Raw genomic sequence first — 23598 nt, 5'->3', positions numbered from 1 at the left:
TCGGCACTCTCCGGCCCCTATGCTCGGACGCATGCCTGCACGCGCCGGGATCGTCATCCGCACCCGTCACCGCCCGGCGTTCCTCCGCCGGGCCCTCGGCGACATCGCCGCCCAGCGGTTCGAGGACTGGCGGCTGATCGTCGTCAACGACGGCGGTGACGCGGCCGAGGTCGACGCCGTCGTCGAGACGGCGGGGCTCGGCGAGCGCGCCGAGGTGATCCACATCCCCGCGGGCGAGGGTGGGCGCTGCATCGCGGCGAACACGGGAGTGCGCGCCCTCGACACGGAGTACGTCGTTCTCCACGACGACGACGACCGCTGGCATCCCGCCTTCCTCGAGCGCACGGTCGCGTGGCTCGACGCGCACCCCGCGCACGGCGCGGTGTCGGCCGCGACCGAGATCGTGTACGAGGAGAACCGCGGCGGGACGTGGATCGAGGTCGATCGAGCCCCGTTCTGGGCGGGCATGAGCCGGATCTCGCTCGGCGAGATGATGAGCGTGAACCGGGCCGTTCCCATCTCGGTCGTCTATCGTCGCCGCCTGCACGACGAGGTCGGCTGGTACGACGAGACCCTGGATGCCGTCGAGGACTGGGATCTGTATCTGCGGATCCTGCGCGAGCACGAGATCGGGTTCCTCGCGGGGGAGCCGCTCGCGTTCTGGACGCAGCGGCCCGACTCGGTCGGTCTGGACGCGAACAGCATGTTCGGTCTCGCGGCCGAGCACGCGCGCGACGACGCGGTGGTGCGCGACCGCGCTCTCGCCGAGTGGGTACAGCGCGAGGGCCCCGGGCTGCCGCTGTACCTCTCGTCCCTCCACACGCAGCTAGCCGCGCATGTCGACGCGGCCGTCGACCGTCTGAGGGCCGAGCTGCGCGAGGACGTCCGTCGCGAGATCGACGCGCATCAGCCCCTTCTCTCGCGCGTCCGTGGGCTTCGTCGCCGGTTCGGACGTCGATAACGGGCGTCTACCGATCGCGGACAATACCGCGATTCGGACTCCGCGCCCCGCATAATGAACGCGTGAACCCCCGCCACGACACCGTTGTCCCGTCTCGCTCGAGGCGCGCGCGTGTCGCGCTGCCCGCTCTGCTCCTCCTCGTCGGAGCCCTGTCGCTGTCGGCCTGCGCGACGCCGATCCGCGGGGCGGCTCCCTCACCCAGCCCCTCCCTGTCCTCTTCGTCGACCATGTCGCCCGCGCCCACGGCCACGCAGACGCCCGATCCGACGCCGAGCGAGAGCGCTACACCGAACACGCCCTACAACGGCGAGATCCTCGTGGTGACGTCGGAGGTGCGCGAGGGATCACTCGAGGTCACGGCGATGGTGCCGGGGGTCGCCGAGTCGGGCGGGACGTGCACGTTGACGCGCAACGACACCGACGAGACCGTCTCGGTGACGGCCACCGAGGGCAAGGGCGTCACGTACTGCGGGCTGATGTCGCTGCCCATCACCGACGGCGCAACCGAGGTGGCCTTCCACGTCGGCTACGAGTCGCCGCAACTGCGCGCGTTCTCGGCGACCGCGACGATCGAGACCGGTCAGTGACGGCGCGCTCGCGCCGCCGCAGCGTTGCGGCGGTCATCGCGGCCTGGGCCTGCGCGATCGCCGTCCTGGTCGCGGTGCCCGTGGCGCTGCCGGCTACGGTCGCTCCCGTCGACTCCGCCGCGGCCGCCAACGCCTCGGACTGGAACGCGGGCAACATCATCGATGACGCCGTGTTCTACAACGGTGACGCGATGAGCTCCAACGATATCCAGGCATTCATGGAGCGCCAGGTGCCGTCCTGCCGGTCGGGCTACACCTGCATCAAGGACTATCGGCAGAACACCGACGACCGGCCCGCGGACAAGTACTGCAACGGCTACCAGGGACGGCCCAACGAGAGCGCGTCGACCATCATCGACAAGGTCGCGCGTTCCTGCGGGATCAGTCAGAAGGCGCTTCTCGTCCTCCTGCAGAAGGAACAGGGCCTGATCACGTCGACGGCGCCGTCGGACTGGAACTACCAAGCGGCCACGGGCCAGGGATGCCCCGACACGGCTCCGTGCGATCCGTCGACCTCGGGCTTCTTCTACCAGGTCTATTACGGCGCGCGGCAGTTCGAGGTCTACCGTCTCAACCCGACCTGGTGGGGTTACCAGCAGGGTCGGTGGAACAACATCCTCTACAACCCCGACAGCAGCTGCGGCACGCAGCGTGTCTTCATCGAGAATGCGGCCACCGCGGGCCTGTACATCTACACGCCGTACGTGCCGAACCAGGCCGCCCTCAACAACCTGTACGGCACCGGAGACCGCTGCTCGGCCTACGGCAACCGCAACTTCTGGCGGACGTTCACGGACTGGTTCGGGACGACCCGGTACACACCGCCCCGGCCGACCTACGGCGTGGACTCCTCGGTCGTCGCGGTGGACCCGTCGGGCAACGTCGTCTCCTACCCCTTCAAGAGCAGCACGTGGGGTGACCGCGTGCAGACGGCCGGGGGGCTGTCGAAGTCGGATCGGGTGCTCTCGATGGGCGATTTCGACGGTGACGGCCGCCGCGACATGATCGTCCTCGATTCGTCGAAGAAGGTGTGGCTCCGCCCGTTGCAATCGCGCGACGGCGATCTCCCCGCGAAGCGCATCGGCGTCGACTGGTCGGACGCCGCGCTGATCACGGCCGCGGGCGATGCCGACGGCGACGGGGTCCCCGACGTCTATACGACCACCAAGGCCGGCCTGCTGCTGCTCTGGAAGGGCACGGGTTACGGGACGTTCGCCGCCCCGCGGCAGGTGGGCAGCGGATGGACGGGGTTCACCGCGCTCGTCGGCGGCGCGGACATCTCCGGTGACGGCACCCCCGACATCCTCGCGCGTGACGCCTCCGGTGCTCTCTGGGTCTATCGCGGCGACGGCTCGGGCGGCTTTCGAGACGGGCGGGACTATCTGGGCGGCGGCTGGGACACGATGCGGTCCATCCTCGCACCGGGCGACTTCACGGGGAACGGCCGCACGGACATCTTGGCGGTCGACCGGTCCGGCGTGATGTGGGCCTACACGCGCGGCGACGGCGGCACGTTCGGTCGCGTGTCCACGCCCGTGGGCAGCGGATGGTCGGTGATGAGCGTCGTGACCAGCGAGGGACCCAAGCCCGGATGGCGCAAGTCCTTCCCGGGCGGCGCCGGAGACCTCACGGGCGATGGGGCGAGCGACGTCGTTGCCGTATCGAACAAGGGCGTGATGAGCGTGTACCCGGGCAACGGGTCCGGTGGGTGGCTCGGCCCGATCCAGGTGCAGGCCAAGTGGGGCTCGGCGACGGTCGTCCCGCTCGGCGACTTCGACGGCGACGGGCGTGCCGATCTGGGGCGCATCACCTCGGATGGGACGTTCCAGCTCCTGCGGGGCAAGGGAGACGGCACCTTCGCCTCCGCAACCACGATCGGCAGTGGGTGGAGCGGCTTCGGCCTGGTGACCGGCGGCATCGATTTCGACGGTGATCGGCGGGTCGATGTTGTCGCTCGCGATGCCACCGGCGCCCTGCGGCTCTACCGCGGCGACGGGATGGGCGGTTGGCTCACCGGTCAGGGCGAGGTCATCGGGGTGGGATGGAACGTCATCAATTCGCTCTCCGCGGCCGGTGACGTCGACGGCGACAGCCTCAACGATTTCGTCGCGCGCAAGACGGACGGCACCCTGTGGTTGTACGGCACGAACGGACGGGGCAGCTGGGGGTCCATCCGCCAGATCGGAACCGGCTGGAATGTCTTCAAGACGGTCTTCAGCCCGGGCAACTTCGATGGGAACGGTGGCCCCGACGTCCTCGGCCGCGCCTCGAACGGCGACCTCTACCTCTACCGCGGCGACGGCGGTGGCGGGTGGCAGGGAGATCGGTTCCGTGCCGGCATCGGGTGGGACGTGATGGCGCAGATCCGCTGATCCGGGTCCGCCGACAGGAGTCGGTCGCGGCACCGGATACGTCCGCGACGCACAGGTCCATGCCCGACACTGGAGGGTCGGCCTTTTCGAGAGAGACCTGCTCTGTGACACACACTTCTTCCTTGAGCGCGCTGCGCGAGCGATACACACGTTGGACGACCCCGCGCGCTGACGGGCTGCCGAACCGCGCCGTGGTCGGCTTCCCGCTCGGTCTGCTGGGCGTGGTACTCGTGGCCTTCGTCGCGCTGGGACTCACCGGCTCGTCGACGGGGATCGTCCACGACCCTGATCAGCCAGGGAGACGACCCGGCCCTCATCGCGGGAGAGCCGGAAGCGATCCGCAGCGACGAGTGGTTCGTGCAGACCTCGTGGGTGATCTCGCAGGTGGAGCAGGATCTCCCCGCCCGGAACGAGACCTTCCCCGGCGGCATGGATGCCACCGTGCAGAACGACCTGCCCACGACCGACTGGTCGACGGTGCTGCGTCCGCACCTGTGGGGCTTCTTCTTCCTCCCTCTCGATCAGGCGATGGCACTGAAATGGTGGCTACCCGGGTTCGCGGTCATCGGCGCGGGGTACCTTCTCGCGGTCGTGCTGATGCCCCGCCGGCCCGTGGCCGCGGCGGCTCTCTCGGTCGGATTCTTCTTCGCCCCGTTCTTCCAGTGGTGGTACCTGTCGACGACCCTGTATCCGGCGGCATGGGCGTTCCTGGTCATGGCCACGGCGATGTGGTGCGTGCGATCGAGCAGACGCGTCGGAGCGTGGGTGCTGTCGGCGCTCACCGCGTGGACGACTGCAGCCATGGCCGTCGGCGTGTACGCCCCGTTCATCGTGCCCGTGGTGCTCGTCTCGGCGGCGTTCGTCGTCGGTGTCGTCCTCACCCCCGTGCCGCAGGCCGAGTCCTTCGGTGTCCGCGTCCGCCGGCTCGTCCCCCTGCTCGTCGGCGGTGCCGCCGCGGTGTTGGTGACGCTGATCTGGCTCGTCACCCGGTGGTCCACCATCCAGGGCTTCACGTCCACCGTGTACCCGGGGGAGCGGCTGCAGAAGGTCGGCGAGGGCGGCTGGTCGGAAACCGCCCAATTGTTCTGGGGGTTCCTCTCGTTCGATCTGGGCCGCACCGCGGGCCTGCCGTTCGCCGTGAACATGTCGGAAGCGTCGACCTTCTTCCTGCCGGGCATCCTGCTCATCGTCGCCGTCGTCTGGTTGCTCGTCGTCCGGTGGCGGGCGTCACGACGGCTGGATCCCGTGACGATCGCGCTCCTGGTCGTGGGAGCGGTGATGCTCGCTTTCCTGATCGTTCCGGGGTGGGATGCCATCGCCCACCTCCTCTTCCTCGATCGCACGACCTCGCCGCGAATCCGCATCGGCTTCGGCGTGCTCAGCTTCGTCCTCGTCCTCGTCGTCGGTCGCGAGATCGACGAACGTCGCGCGCGCCGGGCCGGGCGGCCTCCGTGGTGGGTCGCCGGCGCCACCGCCGCCGTCGCCCTCGCGTCGATGGCGGTCGTGCTGTGGCGCATCCACCGTGAGACCGGGCTGGACGTGCACTTCGACGGGATCGAACCGTCGGCCGTCGCGGTCGGCGTCATTTCGGCGCTGCTGCTCGTGGCATCCGTCGTCGCCATCGCCCGCGGAGGGATGACCACCGGTGCCATCGGTCTGCTGGTGGTGTCCCTCCTGGCCGGGCTGGGTGTCAACCCGCTCTACCGGGGTGTGCTCGACCTGAGGGACACGGCGACGGTGCATGCGATCCAGCAGCGCGACGAAGAAGAACCGGGCACATGGGTCGGCATCACATCGAGCCAGCTCCCCACCATGATGCTCGTCGAGTCGGGCGTCACGGCGTTGAACGGGTTCCAGGGTGCGCCGTCCCGCGAGATGTGGTCGGAGATCGACCCGACCGGTGCCGCCGAAGAGCGATGGAACCGTCTGGGGATGGTGTCCTGGGTCCTGGGCACGGGCGACCCGTCGCCGCGCAACCCGTATCCCGATCAGGTGCAGATGACCTTCGACGCCTGCGCGCCCTTCGCGCGCGAACACGTCACGTGGGTGTTGAGCGAAGCTCCGATCGACTCGGCGTGCGTCACGCTGTCGGACACCGTCCAGGAAGGCCCGACGACGATGCACATCTACGAGGTCGTCAAGTGATCCGTGCGGGGGCGGACGGCCGCCCCCGCACGGATCCTGTCACGCCGACAGGTAGGAGCGCAGGCGCTCGCGCGCCGGAGCGGTGACGACGGGGCCGTGGTCGGCCAGCTCGAGAACGCTGTTCGACGGCCGGGGCGCGACGGGTGCCGTCGCCGCGGCGAAATACTCCTCGGTGCTGACCCCCGTGACGCGGGAGGGGTCGTGGCCGGTGAGCTCGAAGACGTCGCGTGCGATGTCGTACCACGTCGTGGGATCGCCGGCTCCGGTCACGTTGTAGACGCCGGAGGGTGCTCCCGTCTCGAGCAGCGCGCGCACCGTGGCGGCGAGGTCGGTCGTGAAGGTCAGGCGTCCTCGCTGATCGTTCACGACGCGAGGATCGACACCGCGTTCGGCGAGCGACGCCATCGTGCGGACGAAGTTGTTGCCCTCGCCGATGACCCAGCTCGTCCGCAGGATGTAGTGCCGCGGAACCGCGGAGACGATCGCGTCGCCCGCGGCCTTCGTCTGCCCGTAGACGCCTACGGGCGACACCGGGTCGGTCGTCGCGTACGCGCCCTCTTTCGATCCGTCGAAGACGTAGTCGCTCGAGACGTGCACCAGCGTGATCCCATTGGCCGTCGCGATACGGGCCAACGCGGCCACGGCCGTGACGTTCGCCGCCCAGGCCTCGGTGCGGCCCTCGGGCGTCTCGGCGACATCGACCTTGGTGTACGCGGCGGCATTGACGATCGTGCCGTAGTCGCGCCAGCGGCGCGCGGCATCCAGATCCGGCGAGGTCAGGTCGAGGTCGGCGCGCGTGGCGTACTCGATCCACGGGTGGTCGCCGAACTCCTCGCGCAGGGCCCGGCCGAGCTGGCCGTTGGCCCCGGTCACGAGGATCTTCTTCGGGGGCATCGGCACGACGTCGGCGAGACGCGGGTGGTTCTTGTCCTTCGCGCTGATCTCCACGTCGTCGAGCGGGATCGGCCAGTCGATCGCGGCGGTCTCGTCGGCGAGGTTGAGGAAGGTGTAGGTGGCGTCGGGCGACCAGTGGTCGTTCACGAGGTACGTGTACGCGGTGTCCGGTTCGAGGGTCTGATACGAGTTGCCGACGCCTCGCGGGACGAAGATCGCCGTCGACGGGTCGAGCTCCGTCGTGAAGACCGCACCGAACGAGTCGCCCTCGCGAAGGTCGACCCACGCGCCGAAGATCCGCCCGGTCGCGACCGACACGTACTTGTCCCACGGTTCGGCGTGGATGCCGCGGGTCGTGCCCACCGCGTCGTTGAACGAGATGTTGTTCTGCACCGGACCGAAGTCGGGCAGGTCTACACCCGCGGCGGTCATCTTCTCGCGCTGCCAGTTCTCCTTGAACCATCCGCGCGCGTCGCCGTGGACGGGGAGATCCAGCACGACGAGCCCGGGGATGGGCGTCTCGCGCACCGACAGCGCCTTGCCGAATTCGATCGACACCGCGGTCACTGTCCCTTGCTGGCGTAGAAGGCCTCGACGCCGTCCTTCGACGGCGCCCACCAGGCCTCGTTGTCGCGGTACCACTGGATCGTGGCCGCGAGCCCCGACTCGAAGTCGCCGTACGTCGGCGTCCAGCCCAGTTCGGTCCGAAGCTTGGTCGAGTCGATGGCGTAGCGCAGGTCATGGCCCGGACGGTCGGTCACGAGGTCGTACGCGTCGTTGGGCTGACCGGCGATCTGCAGAATCAGTTCGACGACGCTCTTGTTGTCTTTCTCGCCGTCCGCGCCGATGAGATAGGTCTCGCCGATCTCGCCCTTGTCGAGGATGGTGAGCACGGCCGAGGAATGGTCGTCGGCGTGGATCCAGTCACGCACGTTCTCCCCGGTGCCATAGAGCTTCGGGCGAATTCCGCGGATGACGTTGGTGATCTGGCGGGGGATGAACTTCTCGACGTGCTGGTAGGGGCCGTAGTTGTTCGAGCAGTTGCTGATCGTGGCGCGAACGCCGAAGGAGCGCACCCACGCGCGCACGAGGAGGTCGGACCCGGCTTTCGTCGACGAGTACGGCGATGACGGGTTGTAGGGCGTCGACTCGGTGAAGCGCGCCGGATCGTCGAGCTCGAGATCGCCGTACACCTCGTCGGTCGAGATGTGGTGGAAGCGCACGTCGTGACGGCGCGCGGCTTCGAGCAGCGTGTACGTGCCGATGATGTTGGTGTCGAGGAAGGGGCGCGGGTCGTGCAGCGAGTTGTCGTTGTGCGACTCGGCGGCGTAGTGCACCACGGCGTCGGCCTCAGCCACCAGCGGGTCGACGACGGCCGCGTCGGCGATGTCGCCGACGACGAGACGCACGCGGTCCTCGGGGAGGCCCTCGAGCGACGCGCGGTTGCCCGCGTAGGTGAGCTTGTCGAGCACCGTCACCGTGTGGTCGGTGTGCGCGATGACGTGGTGCACGAAGTTGGAACCGATGAAACCGGCGCCACCGGTCACGAGAAGACGACTCATGGTCCATAGGGTAGCTGGGTTGCTGTTCGGCCCCCGTCCCCGCTGGATTGGCGTGGGTGCCGCGATGAGGGAAACTTGACCCCATGCGCGGAATCATTCTGGCGGGCGGCACGGGCTCGCGACTTCACCCGATCACGTTGGGCATCTCGAAGCAACTGGTGCCGGTCTACGACAAGCCGATGATCTACTATCCGCTGTCGACGCTGATCCTCGCCGGCATCCGCGACATCCTCATCATCACCACCCCGCAGGATTCCGAGCAATTCCAGCGCCTGCTCGGCGACGGCTCGCGTTTCGGCATCTCGTTGACCTACCGCGTTCAGCCCTCGCCCGACGGCCTCGCGCAGGCCTTTCTTCTCGGCGAGGAGCACATCGGCTCCGAGTCGGTCGCTCTCGTGTTGGGCGACAACATCTTCTACGGGCAGGGCATGGGTACGCGTCTGCGCCAGTACACCGATCTCGACGGCGGGGTCGTCTTCGGATACCGCGTCGCCGATCCGACCGCCTACGGCGTCGTGGAGTTCGACCGCGAAGGACGCGTGGTCTCTCTCGAAGAGAAGCCCCTCGTCCCAAAGAGCGATTACGCCGTGCCCGGGCTCTACTTCTACGACAACGACGTCATCGAGATCGCCCGCGAACTGAAGCCGTCGCCTCGCGGAGAGCTCGAGATCACCGACGTGAACCGCACCTACCTCGAGCAGGGGCGTCTGCGCGTCGAGCTGCTCCCACGCGGCACCGCGTGGCTCGACACCGGTACGTTCGACTCGCTCAGCGAGGCGACCGAGTTCATCCGCACGGTCGAGAAGCGCCAGGGGCTGTCCATCGGATGCCCTGAAGAGGTCGCGTGGCGCATGGGGTTCCTCAGCGATGAGGAACTGCGCGAACGCGCGGAGCCGCTCGTCAAGAGCGGATACGGGCAGTACCTGCTCAAGGCCCTTGCACAGGGAAGCGTCGACGGCCCCCTCTAAGCTCGCCGTTGGTCTGCGTGCGGTCAAGGCCCCTGCCGCATTCTAGAGAACCGCGGGATGAATCGAGGGGCTGAAGTGGAGCATGCGTTGGTTTTCCCCTCCGATGGACGACGACTCGTCGTCTACGTCGTGTACGACCGGCGTGGCGGTGTCGACGATTACGTGGTTCACGCCCTCGAAGGGATGCGCGACCGCGCCACCCACATCCTCGCGGTGATCAACGGCAAGCTCTCGGACGACGCGAGACGACGCCTCGAACCGGTGACGGACGAGATCCTGCTGCGGAAGAACGTCGGCTTCGACATCTGGGCGCACAAGGATGCCCTCGACCACATGGGGTCGCGACTGGCGGACTTCGACGAGCTCGTGCTCACCAACGACACGTGGTTCGGTCCCGTGCGTCCGTATGGACCCGTCTTCGACCGCATGGACGCCCTCGACGCCGACTTCTGGGGGATGACCGACCACGCCCGCGAGGAGCCGAACCCCTTCACGGGCGAGGGCGTTCTGCCGTACCACCTGCAGTCGTTCTGGATCGCCGTCCGCCGGCGCATGTTCACGTCGGAGCGCTGGGAGCGCTACTGGCGGGATCTCCCCGAGATGCCGTCGTACTTCGACGCGGTGCTCAAGCACGAGACCATCTTCACTGAGACCTTCACCGAGGCGGGGTTCACCTCGGCGGTGGCCTTCGCGTCGGCCGACTACCCGACCGACCACCCGGCGTTGTTCAATCCCACGCTCCTCATCGACGACGGATGTCCGCTGGTCAAGCGCCGCCCGTTCTTCCACTGGCCGCCGTTCCTCGACCGTCATGCGGTGATCGGTCGCGCGATCCTCGACAAGGTCGCGGCCCACGGCTATCCGACCGCGCTGATCTTCGAGAACTTGGCGCGGACGGTTCCGCCGAAGGTGATCAACACCAATCTGGCGATGCTCGACATCCTCCCCCGCACGGTGGTCACGGCATCCGAGGATCCCTCGACCCTGCGCGTGCTCGTGGTCATCCACGCGACCGGGATCGCCTCGGTCACCCCGCTCGTGGAGCGGCTCAGCTGGTTCCCGGCACCGGTCGACGTGATCGTCACCACGTCGGACGCGGGGCTCGCGCCCGCCCTCGACGAGCTGCTGTCAACCCATGGTCAGAACGTGTCCGCGGCCGAGGTCCGCGTCGTCCCGTCGCCGAACGGCCGCGACATGAGCGCCTTCCTGATCGGATGCCGAGCCGAACTGCTCAGCGACCAGTACGACGTCTTCGTCAAGCTCCACGACCGTCTCCCCGTCCGCCGAGGACGCACGGTGTCGGAGTACTTCCGCCGGTACATGCGCGACAACCTCCTGGGAAGTCCGTCGTACATCGCCAACCTCCTCGCCCTGTTCGTGCGCGAGCCGGGGCTCGGTGCCGTCTTCCCCCCGGTCATCGAGACGGGCTATGCCACGACCGGTGAGGGCTGGTCGTGGTATCGGGGGATGGGTCAAGATGTCGCCGACGATCTCGGCATCCGGGTTCCGCTCGACGGGATCACCCCCCTTTCCCCGCTCGGTGGTATGTGGATCGGACGGCCCGCGGGGGTCCGGTCCTACCTCTCGGCGGAGTGGACCTACAACGACTTCCGTGATCGGTCGCGCGAACTGGTGCCCGATCTGCAGCGGCTTCTGGAGCGTCTCGTCTCCGTCGCGGTGGGGGAGCAGGGCCTTCACGTGCGGACGGTGCTGGACTCCGAACACGCGAGCCTCACCCACCTCGCGATCGAGTACAAGATCGATCAGCTCGCGGTGAACCTCCCCGGGTATCCGATCGAGCAGATCCAGTTCCTGCACCGTGCGGGCTGGATGGGCACCGCGGGCGCGGTGGCCTTCTTCCGCATGTACATGAAGACGAACCACAACAAGGTCGTCCAGCGCCTCGACCCCGTCATGCACCCGCTCGGACAGGGCGCGCGTGCGGTGCTGCGCCGGGTGCGCGCGGGTGCTGCGGCCGGCCGCGCCCTGGTGAAGGGAGTCCGCCGGTGAGCGGTACCGAGATCGCGCCGCCCCTGCCCTTTCCGGACGGCGGTCGCCGGCTGATCGTGTACACGATCTACGACCGCCGCGGAGAGGTCGAGGACTACGTCCTGCACGCCCTGGCGGCGCTTCGCATGCACGCCGACCGCCTCATCGCCGTGGTCAACGGCGATCTCACTGACGCCGGACGGACGCGTCTGGTCGATGCCGTCGACGAGATCATCGAGCGTGAGAACACCGGCTTCGACATCGGTGCGCAGCGTGATGCCCTGGCGCGGCTCGGAGAGCGGGTCGCGGAGTTCGACGAGATCGTGCTGACCAACGACACGTGGTTCGGTCCGGTCCGGCCGTTCGCCCCCCTCTTCGCCCGGATGAACGCCCGCCCGGTGCACTTCTGGGCGATGACCGATCACGCGGCCGAGGACCACAACCCCATCACCGGCTCGGGGACCCTGCCGTATCACTTCCAGTCGTTCTGGATCGCCGTGCGCCGCGAGATGTTCCAGACCGAGCGGTGGCGGCGCTACTGGGCGGAGATGCCGGACATCTCCACCTACGTCGACGCCGTCGTGCAGCATGAACTCGTTTTCCGTGACGCCTTCACCGGCAGCGGGTTCGTGGGGGAGGCGGCCTTCGCCTCCGACGACTACGCGGTGGTGAACGCCTCGCTGTTCGCCCCCCGCGCTCTCATCGAGGACGGGTGCCCGATCCTCAAGCGCCGTCCGTTCTTCCACTGGCCGCCGTTCCTCGATCGTCACGCGGTGATCGGGAAGTGGGCGCTGGACGCGGCGGCCGAGGGCGGATACCCCGTCGAGATCGCGCTGTCGAATCTCGCTCGCAACGTCGCGCCCAAGGTGTTGAACGCCGACGCCGGACTCATGGACGTGGTGGGCCCGGACCACGCCCCCTACGATCCGACCGCAGCGTTGCGCGTGGTCGTCATCGCCCACATCTTCTACGACGAGATGACCGAGGAGATGATCGAGCGGGCGAACACCCTGCCCGGACCCTACGACCTCGTCGTCACGACGCCCGACTCCGAGCGTGCGCGGCGGATCGAGTCGCGCATCGCCGCCCTGCCGGGTCGGCGCGGATCGGTGGATGTGCGTGTCGTCGCCTCGAACGACGGCCGCGACCAGAGCGCCTTCCTCGTCGGATGCCGCGACGTCCTCCTGTCGGGTGATTACGACCTCGTCGTCAAGCTCCACAGTAAGAAGACACCGCAGGACGGCTACAACGTCGGCACGCATTTCCGAGAGCAGCAGTTCTTCAACCTCCTGCACGACGAGGACCACACCTCGCGTGTGCTCGCGCTCTTCCAGCGGGAGCCGGGGCTGGGGCTCGCGTTCCCGCCGATGATCCATATCGGCTACCCCACCCTGGGTCGTGCCTGGTGGTCGAACAAGCCCGGTTTCGAACGGCTCGCGGAGAAGCTGGGCATTCGTGTTCCCCTCGACGACGTGTCGCCGTTGGCCCCATACGGCTCCATGTTCTTCGCCCGGCCCGAAGCCCTTCGTCTGCTCGTCGAGCATCCCTGGGAATACTCCGATTTCGGCGGCGTGGAGGCGTACCAGGACGGGGGGCTGGCACATATCCTGGAACGCATGCCGTCGTACGCGGCAGGAGAATTGGGTTACCACAGCCGGACGATCGTCGCACCCGATTATGCGGCGGTCAGCCACACGGCGCTCGATTACAAGCTCGATGAAATGGCCGGAACGACTCCGGGATACGCCTTCGAGAAGATCGATCGTCTTCGGGCGCTCGGATTCGTGGGCACCGGCTCCGGAAAAGACTTCCTCAGGATGTACATGCGCCTGAATCACATGGGCACCGTGCACCGGATGAGGCGAGTGATGGACCCGACCAAGAGCCCGGGTCGATGGATCGACCGGGCCGCGCGCGGGCTGAAGAAACGACGAAAGAACTCATGACGGGACAGCAAGAATGGCAGCGATGAGCCAGGAGAGCGTGGCGCGATTCGCGCGGATCTCCGAAGCGCCGTACGCGGTCGTCGATGCGAAGGGTCGCCGCACCACCGGCCGGCTCGGCAAGGTCGGCGAGATCCTCAAGCGCCGCGACCTGTTGAACCTCCTCGTGCGCCGCGACCTGCAAGCGCGCTACCGGGACAGCTTCCTCGGATTCCTGTGGACCGTCATCCGTCCGCTCATCCAGTTCTTGATGTACTTCATCGTGCTGGGGCAGTTCTTGCGCGCGGCCGAGGGCATCGACAACTTTGCGATCTATCTGTTCTCCGGTCTCACGCTGTACGTGTTCTTCAACGACATGGTGTTCGGCGCGACGGGGTCGATCCTGCAGAACGGTGGATTGGTCAAGAAGATCTACCTGCCTCGTGAGATCTTCCCCCTGGCGAGCATCGGCGGAGCGGGGTTCATGTTCCTCGTGCAGCTCGGCGTCCTCGTGGTCGCGGCTCTGCTGTTCCGCGCCCTGCCCGAGCCCGCTGAAATGCTCTGGTTCTTCCCGTCGGTCATCCTGATCACCATCTACGGTCTCGCCATCGGTCTGCTGCTCTCGGCGTTGAACGTCTATCTGCGCGACATCCAGTACCTGACCGAGGTCGTGCTGATGCTCGCGATGTGGGGATCGCCCATCGTCTACTCGTGGCGCATGGTGCAGGACGTCATCGTCCGGTTCCAGTTGCCGGAATGGGTGCTCGACGTCTACGCCTCGAACCCTCTGACCATCGCCGTCCTGGGATTCCACCGCGCGTTCTGGGGCGCGGGGACGCTCGAGGACTACCCCGCCCAGTTGGGGCTGCGGATGCTGATCGCCGGGGTGGTCGGTCTGGTTCTGCTCGTGATCTCGCACCGGGTGTTCACCCGGATGCAGGGCAACTTCGCTCAGGAGCTGTGATGTCGGACACCGCAACCGTCGCGCCGGACATCGTGCGCCTGACCTCGGTCTCGAAGCACTTCCGCGTGCGCAAGGACAACAGCCTGAAAGACCGCGTTGTCCACCTGGGCCGGCTGGGGAAGTCCTTCCGCCGCGACTTCGTCGCGGTCGACGACGTCTCGCTCACGATCCAGGCCGGAACAACCGTCGGACTTCTCGGCGCGAACGGATCCGGAAAGAGCACGCTGCTCAAGCTGATCGGCGGGATCCTCTCGCCGTCGGACGGGTACATCGAGACGCGCGGACGGATGGCCGCCCTCCTCGAGCTCGGCGCGGGCTTCCATCCCGACCTGAGCGGTCGGGAGAACGTCTACCTGAATGCCTCGATCCTCGGCATGACCCGCGAGGAGATCGATCGCGAGTTCGACAACATCGTCGAGTTCAGCGGCATCGGCGATTTCATCGACACCGCGGTGAAGTTCTACTCGTCGGGGATGTACGTGCGCCTCGCGTTCTCGGTCGCGATCCACACCGACCCCGACATCCTGCTCGTCGACGAGGTGCTCGCCGTCGGTGACGAGACGTTCCAGCGCAAGTGCATGGACCGCATCAACGAGTTCCGAGAGCAGGGGCGCACGATCATCCTCGTGACGCACTCGGCCCAGCAGGTGGCCGAGCTCTGCGACCGAGGCATCGTGCTGAAGGACGGCGCGGTGGTCTTCGACGGCGAGACCCGTGAGGCGATCGGAGCGCTGCGCGACGTGCTCGAGGGGCGTCGCGTCGGTGAGCCCCCGCCCGAGCAGACCGTGCATCCCATCCAGGTCAAGCGGGTCGAGCTCCTCGCCGACGACGGCACCCGCACCAAGACCGTGCAGGAGGGCGACCCCCTCACGATCCGCGTGCACGTCGACTCGATGAAGCCCATCGAACGCTGGGAGCTCGGCTTCAGCATCGACACGCCTCTTGGGCACATGGTGCTGGCATCGAACACGGAGATGCTCGAGCACCGTCTCGATCCGATCACGGGGCCGGTGTCGATCGACCTGCGTATCGCTTCGGTCAACCTCGGCGCTGGCCAGTACTACGTGAACGCGAACGCCGCCGGAGTCAGCGAGCCGAGCAGCCACGGCCTCGCCCAGGGCGCTCTCTTCACCGTCCGGACGCGCGAGGACGTGACGGTGGGGACCGTGGCCGCCAGCGTCTCGTTCGCCGGTGTGACCCGATCCTGAATTCCCGCTCGCTCCGGGTGATTTCTCCGGGAGCTCTCGCCCCACCCCGATAAGCTGGTCCGCCGTGCACCACTCCGCAACTCCTTCTTCTCTCGCCGAAACGCCCCCCCGGATCGACCCCTCCGCCGATGTGACGGGGGCGTCCATCGGGACCGGCTCATCGGTCTGGCACCTCGCTCAGATCCGGGAAGGAGCGGCGATCGGTGAGAACTGCGTGATCGGTCGGGGCGTCTACGTCGGTCCCGGTGTCGTGGTGGGGGACGGAAGCAAGATCCAGAACTACGCCCTCGTCTACGAACCGGCGCGCTTGGAGAGAGGCGTCTTCGTGGGGCCGGCGGTGGTGTTCACGAATGACACGTATCCGCGGGCGATCAACCCCGACGGCAGCCCCAAATCAGCGGCCGACTGGACCCCGGTCGGCGTGACGGTGCGCGAGGGCGCCTCGATCGGTGCGCGCGCGACGTGCGTCGCGCCGGTGGTCGTCGGACGCTGGGCGACGGTCGCCGCCGGTTCCGTCGTGACGAAGGACGTCCCCGACTTCGCGCTCGTCGCCGGGGTCCCCGCTCGCCGTATCGGGTGGGTCGGGCCCGCCGGCGTCCCTCTCGAGAAGCAGGGTGAGGTCTGGGCCTGTCCTCGGACGGGCGCGCGTTTCATCGAGACCGATGGTGTTCTCAAGGAGGAAACCCATGCCTGATCTCATTCCCGCCGCCAAGCCCCTCATCGGCGAGGACGAGCGTGCCGCCGTCGACCGCGTGCTGCGCAGCGGCATGATCGCCCAGGGTCCCGAGGTCGCGGCGTTCGAGCGCGAGTTCGCCGAGCATTTCGTCGACGGACGCGAAACGGTCGCGGTCAACTCGGGTACGTCGGGTCTCCACCTCGGTCTGCTGGCGTGCGGCATCGGCCCCGGGGACGAGGTCATCGTGCCGTCGTTCACCTTCGCTGCGACCGGGAACTCGGTCGCGCTCACCGGCGCGACCCCCGTGTTCGCCGACATCGACCCCGTGAGCTTCACCCTCGACGTCGCGAGCGTCGAGGCGTCGATCACCCCGCGCACGCGTGCGATCATGCCCGTTCACCTTTACGGTCACCCGGCCGACATGGTCGGCCTCACGGCTCTCGCCGAACGGCACGGCCTGATGCTGTTCGAGGACGCCGCGCAGGCGCACGGCGCGCAGCTGAACGACCGGCCGGTGGGAACGTTCGGCTCGTTCGCGATGTTCTCGCTCTACCCGACGAAGAACATGACCAGCGGCGAGGGCGGTATGGTCACCGCCGGCGGATCCGACGTCGCCCGGATGCTGCGCCTCCTGCGCAACCAGGGCATGGAGCGGCAGTACGAGAACGAGGTTGTCGGGTTCAACGCACGCATGACCGACCTGCACGCGGCGATCGGTCGTGTTCAGCTGACGAAGGTCGACGGGTGGACGCAGAAGCGGCGCGACAACGCCGCGTTCCTCGACGCGCACTTGACGGGCGTGCAGCGCCCCGCCGTCGCCGCGGGGGTTCATCACGTCTACCACCAGTACACGGTGCGCGTCCCGGACGACCGCGACGGCTTCGTCACGGCCCTCCGCGAGGAGCATCAGGTGGGAAGCGGCGTCTACTACCCGATCCCCAATCACCGGCTTCCCTCGCTGGCGTCGTTTGCCCGCGGTCTCGATCTGCCGGAGACCGAGCGCGCTGCGCAGCAGGTGGTCTCGCTCCCCGTGCACCCCTCGCTGAGTGACGACGACCTGGAGCGCATCGTGACGGCGGTCGTCGCGGTGGCGGGAGCGGGCGCATGACCGCGCCGCTGCGCGCCGGCCTGCTAGGCCTGGGAATGATGGGACGCCACCACGCGCGTCTCCTCCGCGAGATCGACGGGATCGACCTCGTCGCCGTCGCCGATCCTGCCGGCGATGTGCACGGGGTCGCAGGGAGTCTCCCCGTCCTGCCGGACGTCGAGGCACTGGCATCCGCGGGGCTCGACATCGCCGTCGTCGCCGTCCCCACACGTTTCCACGCGGCGGCGGCCACGACGCTGGCCGAGGCCGGCGTGCACGTCATGGTCGAGAAGCCGATCGCCGACAGCTCCGAAGAGGGGCGCGTCCTGGCCGACCTGTTCGACGCACGAGGTCTCGTGGGCACCGTCGGTCACGTCGAGCGCTTCAACCCCGCGCTGCAGCAGCTGCGGGCCCGCTTGGCAGAAGGCGAGATCGGCGACGTCTACCAGATCGCCACGCGTCGTCAGAGCACGTTCCCGGCACGCATCGGCGACGTGGGCGTCGCCAAAGACCTCGCCACCCACGACATCGACCTGACCGCATGGGTCGCCCAGTCGTCTTACGCCGCTGTCTCGGCCCAGACGGCGTTCCAGAGCGGGCGGTCGTTCGAGGACATGATCGCCATCTCGGGGCGTCTGCAGGACGGTGCCGTGGTGAACCACCTGATCAACTGGCTCAGCCCCATGAAGGAGCGCGTCACGGTCGTGACGGGAGAGCGGGGAACCTTCATCGCCGACACGGCCACGGCCGACCTCACACTGCACCGCAACGGCACCGCGGCCCTGGAGTGGGAGTCCGTCTCGACCTTCCGGGGAGTGTCCGAGGGCGACGTGACGAGGTTCGCGTTCCCGAAGCGCGAGCCCCTGCGCTCCGAGCTCGAGGCGTTCCGCGACGCCGTCAACGGTCGCCCCACCCTGCTGTCCACGATGCGCGAGGCCGTTCACGTGCTGAGCGTCGTCGAGGCGTCGTTGGAGTCGGCCTCCGACGACGGGCGACTCATCCGCATGGGCCAGCGAGCCGCGGTCTGACGGTCTGCGTCCACGAGAAAGCGCCCGCCCCGATATCCGCGGGTTCTAACGGTGGTCGCAACACCCCAGATTTTGGGAGGTTGCGACCACCGTGTCGTTTTCGGAGGAGAAGGATCGTCGTCGGGATGAGTTCCTGACGCTGTTGAAGGAACTCGGCAGTGTGACGTTGGCTGCGCGAGAGCTCGGGATGAATCGGAATACGGGTTTCACCTGGGCCAGGAAGGCGGGGTTCCGTTCCGAGGGGAAGTTCCCGGCGCGGCCGCATCCGCGTCGGGGCGAGTATGCCCGGCTGCGCGGGGAAGGTGTGTCGCGGCGGGACGCCGCAGCGCAGGTCGGCATCCACGAGCGCACCGCACGGGATTGGGATCACGGGGTCCGGCATTCGCGGAACTCGCGGTTCTACCCGGACGGGCGACGCGTTGACTACTCGACTGGGCGCACCACGATGGAGTCCATGACGACCCCACCGCCCCGGGTTCCGGCGCAGATCGGTTCTCGGCTGCTGTCTCTGCAGGAGCGGGAGAAGATCGCCGATTTACGGCGGCTCGGGTGGACGTTGCGGTCGATTGGCCGGGAGCTGGACCGGGCAGCGTCGACGATCAAGCGCGAACTCGACGCGCGCAGGGATGCGAACGGGCGTTACCTGCCGCACGCCGCTCACCGCGATGCCGCGGCGAAGAGGGTCCGGCCGAAGCCCGCGAAGCTGGCCCAGCCCGGACGGTTGCGGGAGTACGTCTCGGACCGGCTGAAGGAACAATGGTCTCCGGGACAGATCAGCGGCGTCCTGTCGCGAGATCACGCGGGCGACGAGAGTATGCAGGTGAGCGCGGAGACGATTTACCAGGCGATTTACGTCCAGGCTCGCGGCGGTTTGAAACGCGAGGTCGCCGATGCGCTGCGCACCGGGCGCGCCCGCCGCAAACCGCACCGCACGCCCGAGCATCGCACGAGCCGTTTCGTTGATCCGATGGTGATGATCAGTGAGCGACCGCCGGAGGTCGCAGATCGCGCCGTCCCCGGGCATTGGGAGGGGGATCTGATCATGGGAGCTGGTAATCAGTCCGCGATCGTCACCCTCGTCGAACGCGCCACCCGCTACGTCATGCTCGGGCATCTGCCCGCCCGTGATCACACCGCCGAAACCGTCCGCGACGTCCTGGTGGGCCTGATCGGCAGCCTCCCGGCGCACCTGCGGGGGTCGCTCACCTGGGACCAAGGGACGGAGATGGCCGCGCACAAGGCGTTCACGGTCGCCACCGACGTCCCCGTCTACTTCTGCGACCCCGCCAGCCCCTGGCAGCGCGGATCGAACGAGAACACCAACGGCCTGCTCCGGCAGTACTTCCCGAAAGGCACCGACCTGTCCGTCTACGGTCCGGAAGACCTCGAGCACGTCGCCCAGAAACTCAACGGCCGCCCACGCAAAACGCTGGGCTGGGACACCCCAGCCCAGCGTCTGCTAGAACTCGTTTAGTTCAGTTGGTGTTGCGACGACCTCTAGAAACCGCCTTCCGGGGTGGGCGCTTTCGCTTCGGGCTCTCACCGGGCCGCGAACGGGGTGTGCTCCGGTGTCGACGGCGTGGCCTGGATGTCCAGTTGCAGTGCGCTGATCAGCAGTTGCGTTCCCAGCATGAGCGGGAGGGCCGCGAGCATGACGGTCGCCGCGGTCGCGATGGCCGAGCCGAGGATCTGGAAGAACAGCCAGATCGTGACGATCGCGCCGAAGCCGAGGAACAGTAGACCCAGGAAGAGGAGCAGCGCGATCGGGGAGAACGACCAGAGCACGTAGCGGTACCAGATGCGGTTCCAGAAGCCGACGGTCAAGCGGTGCACGAGTTCGGGGACCACCTTGCTCAGGCGAATGCTCGACACCTCGTCGCCATAGACGGCGGGAATCGGGACGTCGACGGCCGACACCTGCAGGATGTTGAGGTGGATCAGGAGGTCGTTCTCGAAGCTGTAACGCTTGGCGACGCGATCCAGCGGTACACGGCGCAACGCCTCACTTCGGATCGCGGTGTAGCCGTTCTGCGGGTCGAACAGGTTCCAGTAGCCCGACGACAGCTTCGTGATGAAGGACAGCGCGATGTTGCCGAAGACGCGGTATCCGGGCATGCCGGTGAAGGACTCGGGGGAGTAGAAGCGATTCGCCTTCGCGAACCCGTACCCGTCTTCGACCACCCGATCGAGCAGTGCCGGCAGGTACGCGGGGTCCATCTGCGCATCGCCGGCCATGATCACGTTCACATCGCTGCCCAGTTCGAGCGCGGCACGGTGACCGGTGATGATGGCACCGCCGACGCCCTGATTCACCTCGTGGCGGATGAGGGCCACGCGGGGGTCGCCGACCCGCGTGACGGCTCCGCTGGTGTCGTCCGGACTGCAGTCGTCGACGATGACGATGTGATCGACGAAGTCGGGCATCGTCTCGATGACCCGGGCGATCATCTTCTCCTCTTTGTACGCGGGAACGACCGCGGCGATGATGGCGCCTTTATACATGCGAGTGAGAACCTTTCGGGCGGGCGAAGACCCAGTAACGGTACGCGAAGTAATTGCCGACGGTCGTCACCGCGACAGCGAGGACCTTCCCCACGACCCACGACCAGCCGACGGCGTCGGCCAGCGCCACGATGCCCGTGGTGAGGAGCGTGTTCGCCGCGACGAGCAGCGCGTAGCGCACGACGCTCGGGGCCACGGCATCCGAAGCCCGGAAGGCCAGGAGCCGCTGGAGCGTGTAGGTCACGACGAAACTCGCGAGGAACGCCGTCGGCGTCGCGACGGCGAGGGGGACCCCGGCGACGTCGTGGAGGAGCCAGAGCAGACCGAAGTCGAAGGCGAACGCGAGGCCGCCCACCACGAGGTAGCGCACGAGGCTGGACGACCAGAGGCGGGTGAGTCCCCACCCGCGCGGCGAGGGGGACTCCGAAGGCATGGATTCTATTCTGCCAGCCGCGCTGTGCTGTCCGAGACGCCGCGTGACCGTGTCGGCACCGCCTGCAGAGCGGCATTTAGCAGCGTCCGGGCGCGCGCATCGAAGGAGTGCTCGGCGCGGACGCGCTCCGACACCGCCGTCAGGGTCGCGGTGTCGGGGAACACGGCATCCCGATCTCCGGACAGCATCTCGATGAGCTCCGGGACCGTGTCGTAGGTCGCGACCGCCCCGCCGAACAGGGCGTCGATCCCCTCGACCCGGTCGCTGATGGCACGTCCGCCCGCGGCGACCACGTCGAAGAGGCGGTTGCCGATGAAGCCGCGGCGCTGCATGGCGGGCCAGTGGTCGTTGAGCACGACACCGGCGCTCTCGTAGAGCGCGGGGAGCTCGTCGTTCGCGACGCCGGTCGCGCGGATGTGCGCGGCCGGGATCCACCCGCGCCAGTCCGGTCCGATCACCGTGACGGGAATCCCGGCGCGGATCGGTTCGACCACGGACGGGCGCAGGATGCCGCGAGCCGTGCCGACGAAGAGGATGTCATCGCCGCGCGGCCGACCGGTCGGACGGAAGCGGGTCGCGTCGGTGCACTGCAGGAGCGGGCTGATGTCGACCCCGAGCTCGGCGCCGGCCGCGCGAGCCCAGGGTGCCGAGGCGGCGAAGACGCGGTCGAAACCGGCCACGTCGGTACGGGTGATCTCGTCGGGATGACTGATCACCCACAGGAGCGAGACGCCGTAGGGCGAGGCCTCGAGAGGTTCGGGACCGCGCAGGGCGACGGTGACGTCGTCGAGGTGGCGGGTGGGGCGCGTGCGTGCGGCATAGGAGTCGATGACGACCTCCTGTCCGAGACGGCGCAGGGCGCCCGCGAGCGCACGCGCGAAGTGCGTGTCGCCCCATCCCTCGGCGCGGGGCCCGACCGGGATGGCGGTACGCAGCGCCCAGCGCAGGACAGGGACCTCGGTGCCGTCGGCGAGCGTCGTGCGGCGGCGCGGTCGTCGCACGCGCGGCGACGGCCCCCCGGACACGCGCTCCCAGCCCGCACGGACGAGCAAGTCGTCCGTCTCGGCGGGCTTCACCGAGGAACGGATGCCGTCGAGGTCGGCACGCGGGGCGGTCGAGCGCGTGCGCGTCTCGAGGTCGAGCGCCACGATCGCGCGCTCTCCGACGAGGCTCGCGGCATCCGATCCGCGCAGGTCGGACCGGACGTCGTCGCGACGGACGGCGAATGTGAGACCGGCGAGAGCGGGCACTTCGAGGTTCGCGTCGGTGCCGAGCGCGGAGATGTCTTCGATGGGGTGCCCCGCGAGGAAACGTCCCTCGGCGACGGCACCGACGGCCGCGATCGTGCCGTCACCGTCGCGCCAGACCGGCGCCACGGCCGTGCCGACCGGTTCGGCCTCGACGCGTTCGGCGAGCCGGACAGCGTCCGCGGTGGTGAGAGTCTCGTTGGGTCCGCGGACGACGACCACCTCGGCGGCTGAGCTCTGCAGCAGCTCGTCGAGAGCGCGGGCCGGATCGTCGTGGCGACGACGGCTCACGCGTACCCGGGGGTTCGAGGCGGCCATCAGCGAGGCGAGGGTCCAGTCCTCGGTGCGTCCGTCCATCACGGCGACGGCGACGCCGTGGCCGTCCCGCTCCGCGAAGAGCACGGCCTCGGCGAGGGACTCGTCGAAGTCCCATTCGTCGGGTCCGAGCGCGAGGATGAGCTCGCGTTCGAGCGGGAGCCGTCCGGGGGTGGCCAGGACCTCGCCGCCGACGCGCGCGCGGTGCGCCGCCCGCGTGATGACCGTCGAGAGATCGGCCCATGACACCGCGGCGGGTTCGGCCTCAGGACCGTACGGGAGCGAGTGCCCCTCGCGGCGTCGCCACGCGTGCCCTACCGGGCCGCCCGGGGCGTCCCAGGCGTCGGGGTGCCGCTCTCCGTACGCCTGGGCGTCCCACAGCGGGCTCACCTGCAGGCCACGGGGGTCTGCCACGAGGTACGCGTAGAGGGCCGGAACCCGCCACGCTTCGGGGAGGTGGTCGCCCACCGCGGTGTCGACGAACAGCGGCGACAGGCGCAGCCCGGCGCGGTATCCGCCGCTCACGTATCGGCGCACGGCGGCGGCCTCGGAGAGCGTCTTCCCGGTCTGCGCGCGGACGTAGTCGAGGTCGACGATGCCCGCCCGCCGGATGACCCGAGCCCACCAGACGCGATCCACCCGCGCGACGACGGGGCGCAGGAGGGGGGAGTCCCGCGCAGCGCGCACGCGCGAGCGGAGGGCGGTCAGCACTCTTCGAGTGTAGGCAGGTCGCCCGCA

18 protein-coding genes are annotated in these 23598 nt (G+C 68.3%); 13 read left to right on the top strand and 5 right to left on the bottom strand.

The window, feature by feature from the left end; translation table 11 throughout:
- Positions 1-31 precede the first annotated feature (31 nt).
- The 4 genes from QE388_RS01140 to QE388_RS01125 all read left to right on the top strand — a co-directional run bounded on the left by QE388_RS01140 (position 32) and on the right by QE388_RS01125 (position 6065).
- Positions 32-961 carry a glycosyltransferase family A protein gene (locus tag QE388_RS01140; RefSeq protein WP_307382332.1) on the top strand — a complete coding sequence of 310 codons (930 nt, stop codon included), beginning with the start codon at positions 32-34 and terminating at the stop codon, positions 959-961.
- A gap of 62 nt (positions 962-1023) precedes the next feature.
- Complete coding sequence (locus tag QE388_RS01135) at positions 1024-1548, top strand: hypothetical protein (RefSeq protein WP_307382329.1); 525 nt, start codon at positions 1024-1026, stop codon at positions 1546-1548.
- Positions 1545-3920 carry a VCBS repeat-containing protein gene (locus QE388_RS01130; protein WP_307382326.1) on the top strand — a complete coding sequence of 792 codons (2376 nt, stop codon included), beginning with the start codon at positions 1545-1547 and terminating at the stop codon, positions 3918-3920. Before QE388_RS01135 ends, QE388_RS01130 begins: the two co-directional genes overlap by 4 nt.
- Positions 3921-4277: 357 nt before the next feature.
- Entirely contained in the window at positions 4278-6065 is a 1788-nt protein-coding gene (locus QE388_RS01125) for a hypothetical protein (RefSeq protein ID WP_307382324.1), read from the top strand.
- Between the two features lie 39 nt (positions 6066-6104).
- On the opposite strand, the gene QE388_RS01120 is transcribed toward QE388_RS01125, so the two are convergent.
- Together QE388_RS01120 and rfbB are read right to left on the bottom strand one after the other, a co-directional pair.
- Entirely contained in the window at positions 6105-7517 is a 1413-nt protein-coding gene (locus tag QE388_RS01120; protein ID WP_307382322.1) for a bifunctional dTDP-4-dehydrorhamnose 3,5-epimerase family protein/NAD(P)-dependent oxidoreductase, read from the bottom strand.
- A 5-nt stretch (positions 7518-7522) separates the two neighbouring features.
- Positions 7523-8521, bottom strand: a complete 999-nt coding sequence (gene rfbB, locus QE388_RS01115) for a dTDP-glucose 4,6-dehydratase (RefSeq protein WP_307382320.1) — start codon at positions 8519-8521, stop codon at positions 7523-7525.
- 83 nt (positions 8522-8604) lie between these two features.
- Between rfbB and rfbA the strand changes: the two genes are divergently transcribed.
- The 9 genes from rfbA to QE388_RS01070 all read left to right on the top strand — a co-directional run bounded on the left by rfbA (position 8605) and on the right by QE388_RS01070 (position 19837).
- A complete protein-coding gene (gene rfbA / locus QE388_RS01110; RefSeq protein ID WP_307382317.1) occupies positions 8605-9489 on the top strand; it encodes a glucose-1-phosphate thymidylyltransferase RfbA in 885 nt (294 codons plus the stop codon).
- A gap of 87 nt (positions 9490-9576) precedes the next feature.
- Positions 9577-11499 (top strand): rhamnan synthesis F family protein, encoded by a 1923-nt coding sequence (locus QE388_RS01105; RefSeq protein WP_307382315.1) that lies wholly within the window; start codon positions 9577-9579, stop codon positions 11497-11499.
- The gene (locus QE388_RS01100) at positions 11496-13424 is read left to right on the top strand and encodes a rhamnan synthesis F family protein (protein ID WP_307382313.1); all 1929 of its coding nucleotides are present in this window, start codon (positions 11496-11498) and stop codon (positions 13422-13424) included. The genes QE388_RS01105 and QE388_RS01100 overlap by 4 nt, the downstream gene beginning before the upstream one ends.
- A 22-nt stretch (positions 13425-13446) precedes the next feature.
- Positions 13447-14364 (top strand): ABC transporter permease, encoded by a 918-nt coding sequence (locus tag QE388_RS01095; RefSeq protein WP_307382311.1) that lies wholly within the window; start codon positions 13447-13449, stop codon positions 14362-14364.
- On the top strand, positions 14364-15572 hold the full coding sequence (locus QE388_RS01090; protein ID WP_307382308.1) for an ABC transporter ATP-binding protein: 1209 nt from the start codon (positions 14364-14366) through the stop codon (positions 15570-15572). The genes QE388_RS01095 and QE388_RS01090 overlap by 1 nt, the downstream gene beginning before the upstream one ends.
- A 64-nt stretch (positions 15573-15636) precedes the next feature.
- Positions 15637-16266, top strand: a complete 630-nt coding sequence (locus QE388_RS01085) for an acyltransferase (protein WP_307382304.1) — start codon at positions 15637-15639, stop codon at positions 16264-16266.
- Complete coding sequence (locus QE388_RS01080; protein WP_307382301.1) at positions 16259-17356, top strand: DegT/DnrJ/EryC1/StrS aminotransferase family protein; 1098 nt, start codon at positions 16259-16261, stop codon at positions 17354-17356. Before QE388_RS01085 ends, QE388_RS01080 begins: the two co-directional genes overlap by 8 nt.
- On the top strand, positions 17353-18363 hold the full coding sequence (locus tag QE388_RS01075) for a Gfo/Idh/MocA family protein (protein WP_307382298.1): 1011 nt from the start codon (positions 17353-17355) through the stop codon (positions 18361-18363). The genes QE388_RS01080 and QE388_RS01075 overlap by 4 nt, the downstream gene beginning before the upstream one ends.
- 304 nt (positions 18364-18667) lie before the next feature.
- A complete protein-coding gene (locus QE388_RS01070; RefSeq protein ID WP_307382296.1) occupies positions 18668-19837 on the top strand; it encodes an IS30 family transposase in 1170 nt (389 codons plus the stop codon).
- Positions 19838-19902: 65 nt separating this feature from the next.
- Here the strand turns inward: QE388_RS01070 and QE388_RS01065 are convergent, their stop codons facing one another.
- From QE388_RS01065 to QE388_RS01055, 3 genes are read right to left on the bottom strand one after another with little or no spacing between them, the layout of a single operon-like run.
- A complete protein-coding gene (locus QE388_RS01065) occupies positions 19903-20865 on the bottom strand; it encodes a glycosyltransferase family 2 protein (protein ID WP_307382294.1) in 963 nt (320 codons plus the stop codon).
- Positions 20858-21298, bottom strand: a complete 441-nt coding sequence (locus QE388_RS01060; protein ID WP_307382291.1) for a GtrA family protein — start codon at positions 21296-21298, stop codon at positions 20858-20860. The genes QE388_RS01065 and QE388_RS01060 overlap by 8 nt, the downstream gene beginning before the upstream one ends.
- A 5-nt stretch (positions 21299-21303) precedes the next feature.
- Positions 21304-23571 (bottom strand): glycosyltransferase, encoded by a 2268-nt coding sequence (locus tag QE388_RS01055; protein WP_307382290.1) that lies wholly within the window; start codon positions 23569-23571, stop codon positions 21304-21306.
- Between the last annotated feature and the right edge of the window lie 27 nt (positions 23572-23598).

The organism is Microbacterium sp. SORGH_AS_0969, from assembly GCF_030818255.1.
GTDB lineage: Bacteria > Actinomycetota > Actinomycetes > Actinomycetales > Microbacteriaceae > Microbacterium.
Note: the sequence above shows the minus strand (reverse complement) of the source record. Positions and strands in the feature narration are given on the sequence as shown.